General features: G+C 74.1%; 12 protein-coding genes and 2 tRNA genes. 8 read left to right on the top strand and 6 right to left on the bottom strand.

Annotation, left to right across the window (positions count from 1 at the left end):
- The first annotated feature begins 129 nt into the window (after positions 1–129).
- The 3 genes from AC067J_RS42135 (at position 130) to AC067J_RS42145 (ending at position 3,269) form a co-directional block, all read left to right on the top strand.
- Positions 130–1,767, top strand: a complete 1,638-nt coding sequence (locus AC067J_RS42135; RefSeq protein WP_478308137.1) for an ABC-F family ATP-binding cassette domain-containing protein — start codon at positions 130–132, stop codon at positions 1,765–1,767.
- Positions 1,768–1,863: 96 nt separating this feature from the next.
- Positions 1,864–2,541 carry a nitroreductase family protein gene (locus AC067J_RS42140; protein WP_478308138.1) on the top strand — a complete coding sequence of 226 codons (678 nt, stop codon included), beginning with the start codon at positions 1,864–1,866 and terminating at the stop codon, positions 2,539–2,541.
- Positions 2,542–2,615: 74 nt separating this feature from the next.
- Positions 2,616–3,269: a GNAT family N-acetyltransferase gene (locus AC067J_RS42145; protein WP_478308139.1), complete on the top strand. Its 654-nt coding sequence runs from the start codon at positions 2,616–2,618 to the stop codon at positions 3,267–3,269.
- A gap of 54 nt (positions 3,270–3,323) precedes the next feature.
- On the opposite strand, the gene AC067J_RS42150 is transcribed toward AC067J_RS42145, so the two are convergent.
- Together AC067J_RS42150 and AC067J_RS42155 are read right to left on the bottom strand one after the other, a co-directional pair.
- Complete coding sequence (locus AC067J_RS42150; RefSeq protein ID WP_478308140.1) at positions 3,324–4,280, bottom strand: aldo/keto reductase; 957 nt, start codon at positions 4,278–4,280, stop codon at positions 3,324–3,326.
- A gap of 129 nt (positions 4,281–4,409) precedes the next feature.
- Positions 4,410–5,111: a GDSL-type esterase/lipase family protein gene (locus tag AC067J_RS42155; RefSeq protein ID WP_478308141.1), complete on the bottom strand. Its 702-nt coding sequence runs from the start codon at positions 5,109–5,111 to the stop codon at positions 4,410–4,412.
- A gap of 203 nt (positions 5,112–5,314) precedes the next feature.
- Here AC067J_RS42155 and AC067J_RS42160 point away from each other — a divergent pair, with 203 nt between their 5' ends.
- The 4 genes from AC067J_RS42160 to AC067J_RS42175 all read left to right on the top strand — a co-directional run bounded on the left by AC067J_RS42160 (position 5,315) and on the right by AC067J_RS42175 (position 8,601).
- Entirely contained in the window at positions 5,315–6,841 is a 1,527-nt protein-coding gene (locus tag AC067J_RS42160; protein WP_478308143.1) for a carbohydrate binding domain-containing protein, read from the top strand.
- 168 nt (positions 6,842–7,009) lie between these two features.
- A tRNA-Glu gene (locus AC067J_RS42165) sits at positions 7,010–7,081 on the top strand.
- Positions 7,082–7,089: 8 nt separating this feature from the next.
- Positions 7,090–7,162 (top strand) — tRNA-Ala (locus tag AC067J_RS42170).
- A 29-nt stretch (positions 7,163–7,191) separates the two neighbouring features.
- Positions 7,192–8,601, top strand: a complete 1,410-nt coding sequence (locus AC067J_RS42175) for an SDR family oxidoreductase (RefSeq protein WP_478308144.1) — start codon at positions 7,192–7,194, stop codon at positions 8,599–8,601.
- A gap of 77 nt (positions 8,602–8,678) precedes the next feature.
- On the opposite strand, the gene AC067J_RS42180 is transcribed toward AC067J_RS42175, so the two are convergent.
- From AC067J_RS42180 to AC067J_RS42190, 3 genes are all read right to left on the bottom strand, one after another.
- Positions 8,679–8,990, bottom strand: coding sequence for a DUF6191 domain-containing protein (locus AC067J_RS42180; protein WP_478308146.1), 312 nt, complete (start codon positions 8,988–8,990; stop codon positions 8,679–8,681).
- A 63-nt stretch (positions 8,991–9,053) separates the two neighbouring features.
- Positions 9,054–9,971, bottom strand: coding sequence for an SDR family oxidoreductase (locus tag AC067J_RS42185; protein WP_478308147.1), 918 nt, complete (start codon positions 9,969–9,971; stop codon positions 9,054–9,056).
- A gap of 156 nt (positions 9,972–10,127) precedes the next feature.
- Positions 10,128–11,234 (bottom strand): restriction endonuclease, encoded by a 1,107-nt coding sequence (locus AC067J_RS42190; RefSeq protein WP_478308148.1) that lies wholly within the window; start codon positions 11,232–11,234, stop codon positions 10,128–10,130.
- Between the two features lie 129 nt (positions 11,235–11,363).
- Here AC067J_RS42190 and cutA point away from each other — a divergent pair, with 129 nt between their 5' ends.
- Positions 11,364–11,696 (top strand): divalent-cation tolerance protein CutA, encoded by a 333-nt coding sequence (gene cutA / locus AC067J_RS42195; RefSeq protein WP_478308149.1) that lies wholly within the window; start codon positions 11,364–11,366, stop codon positions 11,694–11,696.
- Between the two features lie 54 nt (positions 11,697–11,750).
- On the opposite strand, the gene AC067J_RS42200 is transcribed toward cutA, so the two are convergent.
- Complete coding sequence (locus tag AC067J_RS42200) at positions 11,751–11,906, bottom strand: hypothetical protein (protein WP_478308150.1); 156 nt, start codon at positions 11,904–11,906, stop codon at positions 11,751–11,753.
- Positions 11,907–12,015: the final 109 nt, after the last annotated feature.

The following is a 12,015-nucleotide window of genomic DNA, read 5'->3' on the forward strand; positions in this document are numbered from 1 at the left end:
GCGGCGTTCCCGCGGTCCCCGGGCGGCAGTTCGCCGGGCGCCGGTGCGGGCGTCCGGACGTCCCCGGGCCGGCGGCTCCCCCGTCCCGCCCGCGCCGGCCCCCGCGACCCGCCTAGAATCGGGTCCATCATGAGCGCCACACTCGTCGTCAAGGACCTCGCCGCCGGCCACGGCGAGCGCACCCTCTTCTCCGGCCTGGACCTGGTCGTCGCCCCCGGCGACGTGATCGGCCTGGTCGGCGTCAACGGGGCCGGGAAGTCGACCCTGCTCCGCCTGCTGGCGGGCCTGGACACCCCCGAGGGCGGCTCGCTGCGCCTCAGCCCGGCCTCCGCCAACATCGGCCACCTGCCGCAGGAGCCGGAGCGCCGCCCGGGCGAGTCGGTCCGCGACTTCCTGGCCCGCCGGACCGGGGTCGCCGCCGCGCAGGCCGAGCTCGACGAGGCCACCCAGGGCCTGGTGGACGGCGTGGCCGGCGCCGACGACGCCTACGCGGTGAGCCTGGACCGCTGGCTGGAGCTGGGCGGCGCCGACCTGGAGGAGCGGGCCGAGGAGGTCGCCGACTCGCTCGGCCTGAAGGTCTCCCTCGACCTGCCGATGACCGCGCTCTCGGGCGGCCAGGCCGCCCGGGCCGGCCTCGCCTCGCTGCTGCTCTCCCGCTACGACGTCTTCCTGCTCGACGAGCCCACCAACGACCTCGACCTGGACGGCCTGGAGCGGCTGGAGTCCTTCGTCAAGGGCCGGCGCGCGGGCACCGTGCTGATCAGCCACGACCGCGAGTTCCTGGCCCGCACCGTCACCAAGGTGCTGGAGCTGGACCTGCACCAGCAGCAGGTCAACCTGTACGGCGGCGGCTACGACGCGTACCTGGAGGAGCGTGCGACGGCCCGCCGGCACGCCCGCGACGAGTACGAGGAGTACGCCGACACCAAGGCCGGCCTGGAGGCCCGGGCCCGGATGCAGCGCGGCTGGATGGAGCACGGCGTGCGCAACGCCCGCCGCAAGTCCTCCGACAACGACAAGATCGGCCGTGCGATGCGGACCGAGTCCACCGAGAAGCAGGCCTCCAAGGCGCGGCAGACCCAGCGCATGATCGAGCGGCTGGACGTCGTCGAGGAGCCGCGCAAGGAGTGGGAGCTGCGGATGGAGATCGCCACCGCGCCGCGCTCCGGTTCGGTGGTCGCCACCCTGCGCGGGGCGACCGCCCGGCGCGGGGACTTCGCCTTCGGCCCGGTGGACCTGCAGATCGACTGGGCCGACAAGGTCGCCATCACCGGCGCCAACGGCGCGGGCAAGTCCACGCTGCTGGCCGCGCTGCTCGGCCGGCTCGAACTCGACTCCGGCAGCGCCGTGCTGGGCTCCGGCGTGGTCGTCGGCGAGGTCGACCAGGCGCGCGGGCTGTTCCTGGGCGGCGAGCCGCTGTCCGACGCGTTCGCCGCCGCCGTACCGGAGTTGTCGCCGGAGGAGGTGCGCACCCTGCTCGCCAAGTTCGGTCTGAAGGCGGCGCACGTGCTGCGCCCGGCCGGCACCCTCTCCCCCGGCGAGCGGACCCGCGCGGCGCTGGCGCTGCTCCAGGCGCGCGGGGTGAACCTGCTGGTGCTGGACGAGCCCACCAACCACCTGGACCTGCCCGCCATCGAGCAGCTGGAGTCGGCGCTGGCCTCGTACACCGGCACGCTGCTGCTGGTCACCCACGACCGGCGGATGCTGGACACCGTCTCGGTGAACCGGCGGATCGAGGTCGCCGGCGGCCGGGTGCAGGAGAGCTGAGCCGCCGGGCCCGCCGGCCCGACCCGCGACCGGCCGGAGAAGTGGTCTGGACCTGACCCCTTCCCCGGCCGGTCGTCATGTGCTGTGCTGTCGGCCATGGTTGACAGCACTGTGGCAGCCGGGACGCCGTACCCGAGCGTCCCGCTCCGCCCGATGACGGTGCCCGCCCACGAGGCCGAGGCACGGAGCAGGTCCTTCCACGACGTGATGGCGCAGCGCCGGACCGTCCGCGACTACTCGACCCGTCCGATCCCGGACGGCGTGGTCGAGTGGGCGATCCGTACCGCCAACACCGCGCCGAGCGGCGCGCACGTCCAGCCGTGGCGGTTCGTGGTGATCACCGATCCGGAGCGCAAGCGGCGGCTGCGCGAGGCCGCCGAGGCGGAGGAGCGCGAGTTCTACGCGCACCGGGCCTCCGCGGAGTGGCTGGCCGCGCTGGCGCCGATCGGCACCGACTGGCAGAAGCCGTTCCTGGAGGACGCGCCGGCCGTGATCGTCGTCTTCGAGGTGCACAAGGGCCCCAACTCGCCGCGCCCGTACTACACCAAGGAGTCGGTGGGGATCGCGGTCGGCCTGCTGCTCGCCTCGCTGCACCAGGCGGGCCTGGCCACCCTCACCCACACCCCGAGCCCGATGAAGTTCCTCAACGAGGTGTGCGAACGGCCGCTGGAGGAGCGGGCGGCGTACGTGATCCCGGTCGGCTACCCGGCCGAGGGGGCGCGCGTGCCGGATCTGCAGCGCAAGGAGCTCGACGAGGTGCTGGTACACCTCTGACGCGCCCCCGGAGGGTGCCGCCGCCCCGCGACGGCCGGTGGTGACAGGTACAGGACGTCGACATAATCGCTGTCATGAGCCACGTCATGCCACAACCGTGCGGGGACGTGCCCAGGCCCGGGACGCCGCGCACCGCCCGCGGAGCGGCCACCCCCGGAGCGGTCACCCCCGAAGCGGCCACCCCCGGCCGGCCGCCGGAACTCCTGCGGCCGGCCGGCGGGATCACCCTGCAGCGCCGCTCCCCCGCCCACGCACCCGCGCTCAACGCCGCCGTCCGGGCCAACCTGGACCACCTGCGGCCCTGGCTGGAGTGGGCCGCCGAGGCGCCCACCACCGCCCAGACCGCCGAACTCGCCGAGGCCGGCTCCGCCGCCTGGGACGCCGGCACCGACTTCATCTACCTGGTCGGCCTCGACGCCGAGCCCGGCCGGGTGATCGGCTCGTTCGGCCTGCACGGGCGGATCGGCCCGGGCGCGCTGGAGCTCGGCTACTGGCTGAGCGCCGACCACCTCGGCCGCGGCATCGCCACCGCGGCCGCCCGGGCGGTCACCGGGGCGGCGCTGGCCCTGCCCGGCATCGAGCGGGTCGAGATCCACTGCGACGAGGCCAACACCGCCAGCGCCGCCGTGCCGCGCAGGCTCGGCTACCGCCTCGACCGGATCGCCGACGCCGCCCTGCGGGCGCCGGGCGAGACCGGCCGGAAGATGGTCTGGGTCCGGGAGCGCTGAGCGCCGCCGGCGGGGCGCCCGGCGCGCCGGCCCGGGCCGTCACAGGGGGGTGGTTCAGTACCGCCCGCCGGTCGGCGCCGGCAGCGCGTCCAGCTCGGCGAGGTCGGCCGCCGAGAGCGCCAGGTCGGCCGCCCCCGCGTTGTCGGCCAGGTAGCGCGGCGTCTTGGTGCCCGGGATCGGCAGCACGTACCGGCCCTGCGCCAGCACCCACGCCAGCGCCACCTGCGCGGGCGTCGCACCGAGCCGCTCCGCGACCGCCCTGACCTTCTCCACCAGCGCGAGGTTCGCCTTCAGCGCGTCCTGCTGGAAGCGCGGCAGCGAGCGGCGGAAGTCGTCCGCCGGCAGCTCGTCGAAGGACGAGATGCTGCCGGTCAGGAAGCCCCGGCCGAGCGGCGAGAACGGCAGGAAGGCGATGCCCTCCGCCTCGGTGTACGGCAGCACCTCGGCCAGCGCGTCGCGGGTCCAGAGCGACAGCTCGGACTGCACGGACGCCACCGGGTGCACCGCCTGGGCCCGCTTGATCTCCTCGACGCCCACCTCGGAGAGGCCGATCCGGCGGGCCTTGCCGGCGTCGACCGCCTCGGCCAGCGCGCCCCAGGTCTCCTCGATCGGCACCTCCGGGTCCACCCGGTGCAGCTGGTACAGGTCGACGTGGTCGGTGCCGAGCCTGCGCAGGCTCTCGTCGATCGCCCGGCGGACGTGCTCGGGCCGGCCGTTGCGGACCACCCGCTCGGTGCCGGTGCCCGGCACCAGGCCCACCTTGGTCGCCAGCACCGCGCGCTCCCGGTGGGGGCCGGCCAGGGCGGCGCCGACCACCTCCTCGTTGCTGTACGGGCCGTAGATGTCGGCGGTGTCGATCAGCGTGACACCGAGGTCCAGCGCCTGCCGGATCACCCTCACCGAGGTCTCGTCGTCCCGGCTCTGCGGGTTGTAGGCCCAGGTCATCCCCATGCATCCGAGGCCGATCACTCCGACCTCGGGGCCCTCGCTGCCGAGCGTGGCGTTGCGCATGACGGTTCTCCTTCGTGGATCAACGGCGGGTGGTTCGACGGCCGGTGGCCCGGCCCGGGCTCTCCGGCCGGGACCGGGCTCCCGGGAGGATCACCGGTGAACAGCCTCTCCCTTGGAGTGCGCTCTAGGTCAAGCCCGCCCGGCCGCGGCGGCGTGTCGCACCCGGCCGTCCACCAGCCACTCGCGGAACCCGCCGGCGAGCACCAGCTCCGCGAGCCGCCCGTACCCGCCCGCGCCGGGGTGCGCGCCGTCCCCGCCGAGAGCCTCCCCCACCCACAGCGGGTCCTCGGCCAGCGCCCGCGTCACGTCGACGAACGGCACCCCGCGGGCGGCGCAGACCCCGGCGATCCCGTCGGCCAGCCGCAGCTGCCGGGTCAGACGCTCCGCACCCCCGTCCGCCACCGGCGGCGGCCCCACCACCAGCACCGCGAACCCGCGTTCGCGGGCGCCGTCCAGCAGTTCGGCGACGTTCAGCAGGCACTGCTCCGACTCCACCCGGGGGCGGCCGTCCTCGATCGTGGTGTCGTTGGCACCCACCGACACCACCAGGCGGTTGTCCGCGCCCGGCAGCGCGCGCACCCCCGTCTCGCTCCAGCAGCGGGCCAGCACGTCGGCCGAGGTGTTCCGCCGCACGCCCAGGTTGAACACGGTCACGTCGGCGGAGGCGGCGCCCCCACCCCTCCCCGCGCCCACCGCGCCCCCGACGGCGTCGGCCCAGGTCGCCGCCATCACCCGGCCCACCCAGCCGCGGAACTCCGGGTCACCGACCCCCTGGGTGAACGAGTCCCCGAGGAAACCGATGCGCAGATCCTTCGTCATCTCTCCGGTCATGCCGGAACCTTAAGGTCCACGTAAGCCGGACTGCGACCTGCCTTTGCTGCACCGAGAGTTCTTGACGTGCCCAGGAGGTCTAGTCCAGGTTGATGCACAGCACCGCGCAACTCCCCCACCGGACCACCCCGTCCACCGCCGCCCGCCGCGCCACCTCCCCCCTCGCGCGACGGGCGGCGGCCCCGTCCCCGAGAGGCACCCCCATGCCACGCGCGCCCCACGACGCCCCCGCCCGGCACCGCCGGCCGGCCACCCGCACCAAGCTCCTCGGCCTCGCCGCCGCCGTCGCCCTCGCGGCCGGCGGCCTCGCCGCCATCGCCGGGAACGCCGGCGCGGCCGGCGGCAACCTGCTCGGCAACGCCGGGTTCGAGAGCGGCGCACTCGGCCCGTGGAGCTGTTCCGGCACCACCGGCGGCATCGTCGGCTCCGGTGCGCACGGCGGCTCGTACGCGCTCCGGGGCGCCGCCGGCAGCAGCGACACCGCGCAGTGCGGCCAGAACGTCGCGGTGCAGCCCAACACCAAGTACACCCTGAGCGCGTGGGTCCAGGGCCAGTACGTGTACCTCGGCGCGACCGGCAGCGGGGTCACCGACCCGGCCGTCTGGACCCCCGGCGGAACCGGCTGGCAGCAGCTCGACACCACCTTCACCACCGGGCCGGCCACCACCAGCGTCACCGTCTACCTGCACGGCTGGTACGGGCAGGGCGCTTACCAGGCCGACGACGTCGTGCTCTCCGGCCCCGGCGGCACCCCGAGCACCCCGCCGCCCACCACGCCCACCACCGCGCCGCCGACCAGCACTCCGCCCACCACGCCGAACCCCACCGGCCCCACCACCCCGGCACCCGGCGTCGCGCTCCCGGTCGCCCCGTACATCGACATGGGCGCCTGGCCCACGCCGTCGCTGTCCGCGATGGCCGAGGCCGGCAACCTGAAGTCCTTCACCATGGGCTTCGTCACCGGCGTCGGCTGCAAGGCCAGCTGGTTCAACGCCTACGACCCGCGCACCGGGTGGGCCAAGGACCAGATCGACGCCCTGCGCGCGGCCGGCGGCGACGTCAAGCTCTCCTTCGGCGGCGCCAGCGGCAGCGAACTCGCCGCCGCCTGCACCACGGTGAACTCGCTGTTCGCCGAGTACGACGCCGTGGTGAAGGCCTACGGCCTGCGCTACGTCGACTTCGACATCGAGGGCGCCGCGATCGCCGACACCGCCGCCAACGAGCGCCGGTCCGCCGCGCTCGCCCGGCTGCAGAAGGCCCACCCCGGCCTCAAGGTCTCCTTCACCCTGCCGGTGCTGCCCGAGGGCCTGACCTCCGAGGGCGTCGCCATAGTCCGCTCGGCCCGGGACGCCGGCGTGGACGTCGACGTCGTCAACATCATGGCGATGGACTACTACCGCGCCGGAGCCGACTACGGCGACGCCGCCGTGCAGGCCGCGCAGTCGCTCCACGACCAGCTCAAGGTGCTCCACCCGGCGAAGACCGACGCACAGCTGTGGGCCACGGTCGGGGTCACGCCGATGATCGGCGAGAACGACGACCACCAGATCTACAACCAGGCGGACGCCCAGCAGTTGGTCGCCTTCGCGCGGCAGCACCGGCTCGGCATGCTGGCCTTCTGGGACGCCACCCGGGACGCCAACGCGTGCACCGGCGGCCTGTTCAAGTGCACCAACATCCCGCAGCAGCCGTACGAGTTCGCGAAGATCTTCGCCCAGTACGGCGGCTGAGCGGACACCGGTCCGACGCGCCCGCCGGTGCCGGCGGCCCCCTCCCACGGGTGGGGACCGCCGGCACCGGCACGTCCGGGCCGGCCCTCTCACCCCTCCCCCGCCGCTCTCCCAGGTGGATATTCGATCGTGCGTTCACCGGACCTCCCGTTACAGTCCTCCCACTGCCCGGGTGTCGCGCAGAGGCAGGCGCGCCGCCCTCTCACGGCGGATACGCCGGTTCGAATCCGGCCTCCCGGGCAGGACCGGGTCCCGTAGCGCAGAGGCAGGCGCACCGTGACCGCATCACGGAGTACGCCGGTTCGAATCCGGCCGGGACCACTTCGGTGGGGCGCACGAGGGGGGCGGACATGGCGGTCCGGAGCGAGGACGGCACGACGACCGAAGAGGTCTCCCCCGAGGAACTCGCCGCGTTCAGCCGCACCCTCGGCCGCCTGCGCGCGCTGCCCGTCGGCCACCGGACCAGGCAGCACGCCGAGCGCCAGTTGGAGTCCTTCGTCCGCGAGAGCCGCAAGCGCCGCCGCCAGGACCGGCGCACCGTGGACCGCGCCGCCGACGCCGAGCTGCTCGCCACCACCGCCACCGGCGCGCGCGACCGCCGCGAGGACGCGCCCCTCACCCCCGCGCCCACCGCCGGGCCCGTCGGCGAACTCCGGGGCGGGCGCCGCTGCTACGTCTGCAAGCAGCCCTACCGCGAGGTGGACGCCTTCTACCACATGCTCTGCCGCTCCTGCGCCGCCGACAACGCCGCCCGCCGCACCCTCACCACCGATCTGCACGGCCGCCGTGCGCTGCTGACCGGCGGCCGGGTGAAGATCGGCTTCCAGCTGGCGCTGATGATGCTGCGCGACGGCGCCGAGCTGGTCGTCACCAGCCGGTTCCCGCACGACACCGTGCGGCGCTTCCGGGCGGCGGAGGGCAGCCGGGCCTGGTGGGACCGGCTCACCGTGGTCGGCATCGACCTGCGCGACCCGCGCCAGATCCTCGGCCTCACCGAGCAACTGCGCTCCGACGGAAGCCCGTTGGACATCCTGGTCAACAACGCCGCGCAGACCCTGCGGCGCCCGCCCGAGTCGTACGCCCTGCTGGCCGCCGGCGAGCGGTCCGCGCTGCCCACGGCCGAGGCCGGTGCCGTGGTGCACGCCCCCGGGTTCCGGCCGATGCCCGCCCTGGCCCCGGCCTGGCCGACCACCGGACTCGCCCTCCCCGACGCGTCGGCCGTCCCCGCCGTGCTGCCGCGGCAGGCCGACGAGGCCGGCCTGCTGCCGGACCTCGCGCCCGCCAACTCCTGGTCTGCCCGGCTCGGTTCACTCGACCCGGCCGAGCTGCTGGAGACCCAGCTGGTGAACGCGCTCGCCCCGGCACTGCTCTGCGACCGGCTGCTACCGCTGCTGCTCGCCTCCCCGTGGCCGCGCCGCTACATCGTCAACGTCACGGCCGTGGAGGGCCGGTTCGCCGTCCTCAACAAGACCGGCGGCCACCCGCACACCAACATGGCCAAGGCCGCGCTCAACATGCTCACCCGCACCAGCGCCGAGGAACTCGCCGCCCGGGGCGTGCACATGTGCGCCGTCGACACCGGCTGGATCACCGACGAGAACCCGGCCCCCAAGAAGACCCGGCTCGCCACCGCCGGTTTCCGCACCCCGCTCGACATCGTCGACGGCGCCGCCCGCGTCTACGACCCGATCGTCCGCGGCGAGGCCGGCTCCCCGGCCTCGGGCGTCTTCCTCAAGGACTACCGCGAGGCGGCCTGGTGACGCCGCCCGGCCCCACGCCGTGGGACGCCCCGTAGGCACGCACGTCGACGCCGATCCCGCCAGCGCTCCCCCTCCCGCTAGCGCTCCCGCTCCTGCTCCTGCTCCCGTCGGATGACCACGGTGCCCGCCTCCAGGTCGACGCCCGTGTGGGGCTGGGCGCCGGCACGGTCGTCGTCGCGCAGGGCGAGCCGGGCCTGACGCTGCTCGACCTGCACACGCTTGCCCGCGCTGAACAGCGCGTGCAGCTCCTCGAACGCCGTCATCCCCAGCCCGACGCCGCCGCCGGACCGCTCAGGCCCGGCAGCGCGCCCGGCCCGTCCGCCGTTCCACCGCGCACGGCGGACGGACACCAGGACGACGAGCCCGATCAGCAGCGTCACGAGAACCATCAGAACGGTCACCACCATGCCCGTCCAACGCCCCGGCCGTGCACGGACGTTCCCCCCGCGGCCCTACCGGTAGCCGGTGGTGTCGGCCGGGAGACCCGGGTCCTGGACCTCCACCATGTACCGCCAGGCGTCGGGCCGGCTGCCGTCGAGGTCGGTGAAGCCGTAGACCCGCGCCAGCCGGCCGCTGCTGAGCGACTGCCCGTTCCAGCGGGCCACTTCGGGGTCGGCGGCCAGCGCCGCGACCGCGCGGCCGACGTACGACGTCGACTCGGAGATGGCGAAGTGCGGGATGCGCCCGGTGGCGTCGCGCCAGTTGTCCTCGGTGACGCCGCAGGTGTCGAGCATCATCTCGGACCGCATCCAGCCGGGGGTGAGCGCCACCGCGGTCGCGCCGCGCGGACCGAGTTCGTGGCCGAGCGCGAACGCCATCCGCAGCACCGCGGACTTGGCGATGTCGTAGAAGAACGACACCCGGTAGCGGTCCGCGTTGTACTCGGCCGTGCCGTCGGTCATCTCGACCACCAGTCCGCCGGGCGTGCGCAGCAGCAGCGGCAGCGCGTGATGACTGGTGATCGCGTGGGTGTCGACGGCGAGGCGGAGCAGCCGCAGGCCCTTGTCGAGGTCGTGCTCCCAGACCGTGCTCTCCCACTCGAAGAGCAGTTCTCCGCCCCAGATGTCGTTGACCAGGACGTCCAGCCGGCCGCCCTGCTCGGTGTCGATCCGCTTCACCAGCGCCTCGACCTGCGCCGGCTCCAGGTGGTCGCAGACCACGGGGATGCCCGTGCCGCCCGCGGCCGTGACCAGGCCGGCGGTCTCCTCGATGGTCTCCGGCCGGTCGTACTCCGAACGCTTCCCCTCGGTGCTGCGCCCGGTCACGTAGACGGTCGCGCCCTGGGCGCCCAGTTCGACGGCGATCCCCCGGCCCGCGCCCCTGGTCGCGCCGGCGACCAGGGCGACCTTGTCCTCCAGTGCTTTCGGCATGGCCGGAGCCTACGTCGGGGGTCCGGCAATCCGGCGGCGGCAGGCCGCCGGACCACCCCCCGTGCCGTGCGGAGGTGGTCCACCCGCCCCTGGGGGTGGACCACCCCCGCTGCTGCCCCGGCCCGGTGACGCCTCCGCCCGCCGCGCCGGCGCCCGTCACACGACCGGCGCCGGCTCCTCGGCTTCCTCGGCGTCCGCGACCTCCAGGCCGTAGGCGACGACCGCCTGGCGCAGCCCGCCCGGGTACCCGGCGAGGGCGGGGGTGAAGTCCCAGTCCCCGGCCTCGTCCCGGTCGAAGCGGCCGAGGCGCATCGCGATGTTGGACTCCGCACCGTCGGCGAGGTGGACGACGGCCGCGTCCTGGTCGGCGCCCGCTTCGAGGATCAGCGCCGGGCCGGCGAACCCGGCCATGGTGGCCGCGGGGTGGTTCTCGGTGTCGGCGGCGGCGATCACGACGAGCCGGTCGGCCTCGGCGGGCAGCGCGTCGAAGTCGACCATCAGACAGGCGTTGGCGTCGTCGTAGCCGGTGACGAGCCGGACCGAACCGTCCGGCGTGGAGGTGTTGTTGTAGAAGACGAGGTGGTCGTCGGAGAGCGCGCGGTTGCCCCGGCAGACCAGCGCGGCGATGTCGTACTCCTCCTCCCCGGTCCAGTGCAGCAGGAGGCGGGAGGGCTCGGCGGCCACCTCGATCGCGGGGGCGCCGTCGGCCGACTCGTCCGCGGCGGCGGCGCTCGCGTAGGCGGGCGCGAACATCTCGTGGAAGCCGTGGTGCTTGAGCAGGCCGACCAGCTCCGAGCCGTTGATCAGCGTGATCGGCTTGCCGGAGACGAACTGGTGCGAGCTGGGGCCGAACTTGCTGGTGGTGACCAGCACGGCCTTGGTGGCCGCGCGGTCGTGCTGGAGCGTGCCGTAGAGGTCCCGCACGACCGACGGCGTCACCGTGTCCCGGTAGCGCTTGACCTGCACGATCACGTTCCCGCCGCGGAACGGGTCGCTGTCGATGCCGCGGACGTCCACCCCGCCGTCCTTCGACCGGGCGGTCAGCTCGACCTTCATGCCCATCGACTCCATCAGCCGGGCTATCAGCCGCTCGAACTCGATCGGGTCCATCTCCAGCAGCAACTGGAGTTCGCGCACCCGCCGTGCCATCCGGCCGCGGTTGGCGTTGGTGTCGTCACGGAGGTGCCGGAACAGCATCCGCTGCGCGCAGCGCTCGGCGGTGTCGGGGTTGCTGAGGCGGTGGAGCTTGCGGCTCCGGGACATAGGTACTCCCTCGAACGCACAAGGCTGACGTATCGTCAGGTGCGTGTCAGAAATGGCGACTTCAGGACGGCTTGGGCGTGTCCCCCGCTGGGTAAGTGAGTAGGTTACCGCCACGCCTAGGCTTTCGGCATGACGACGAACAACAGCGACCTTCTCGTGATGACGACGACACACGACGAGGAGGCGAAGGCCCGGGCGCTGGCGGCGGACGTGGTGCGGGCACGGCTCGCGGCCTGCGCGCAGGTGTACCCGATCCGGTCCGTGTACTGGTGGGACGGTGAGGTCCAGGACGCGGCGGAGTGGCGGATCGACCTCAAGACACGCGCCGAACTGGCTTCCGCACTGGTGGAGTTCATCGGCGATCGGCACGATTACGACACCCCCGAGGTCGTCGCCGTACCGGTGGTGGCGGGCAGCGCCGCGTACCTGGAGTGGGTGCGGACGGAGACGGCGGGGCGGTGAGAGGAACGCAGGAAGTCGACGGGATCGACTTCCTGCGCGGGAATCAAGCCGGGCTCAGGGGGACGCGGTGGCGGTGGCCGCGGCGGGTGGGGTGAGGAGCGGCGGCCCGACGCGGTGAGGGAGCGCCCACGCGGTGAGGGCGAGGAGGAGGGCGATCGGAAGGACGGTCAGGACGGTGACCGTGGCGGGGGTGGAACGGCGTTCAGACATCGGCGGCGCCGAGATCGAGTGTGAGGTGGGCCGCCGGGCGAGGTGTCAGCTCGTGAGCTGCTCCTTTTCCCAGCGGCCTCCTCCCGAACCCGCCGTGCGACGTTAATCG

Source organism: Kitasatospora sp. NPDC042419 (genome assembly GCF_056437345.1).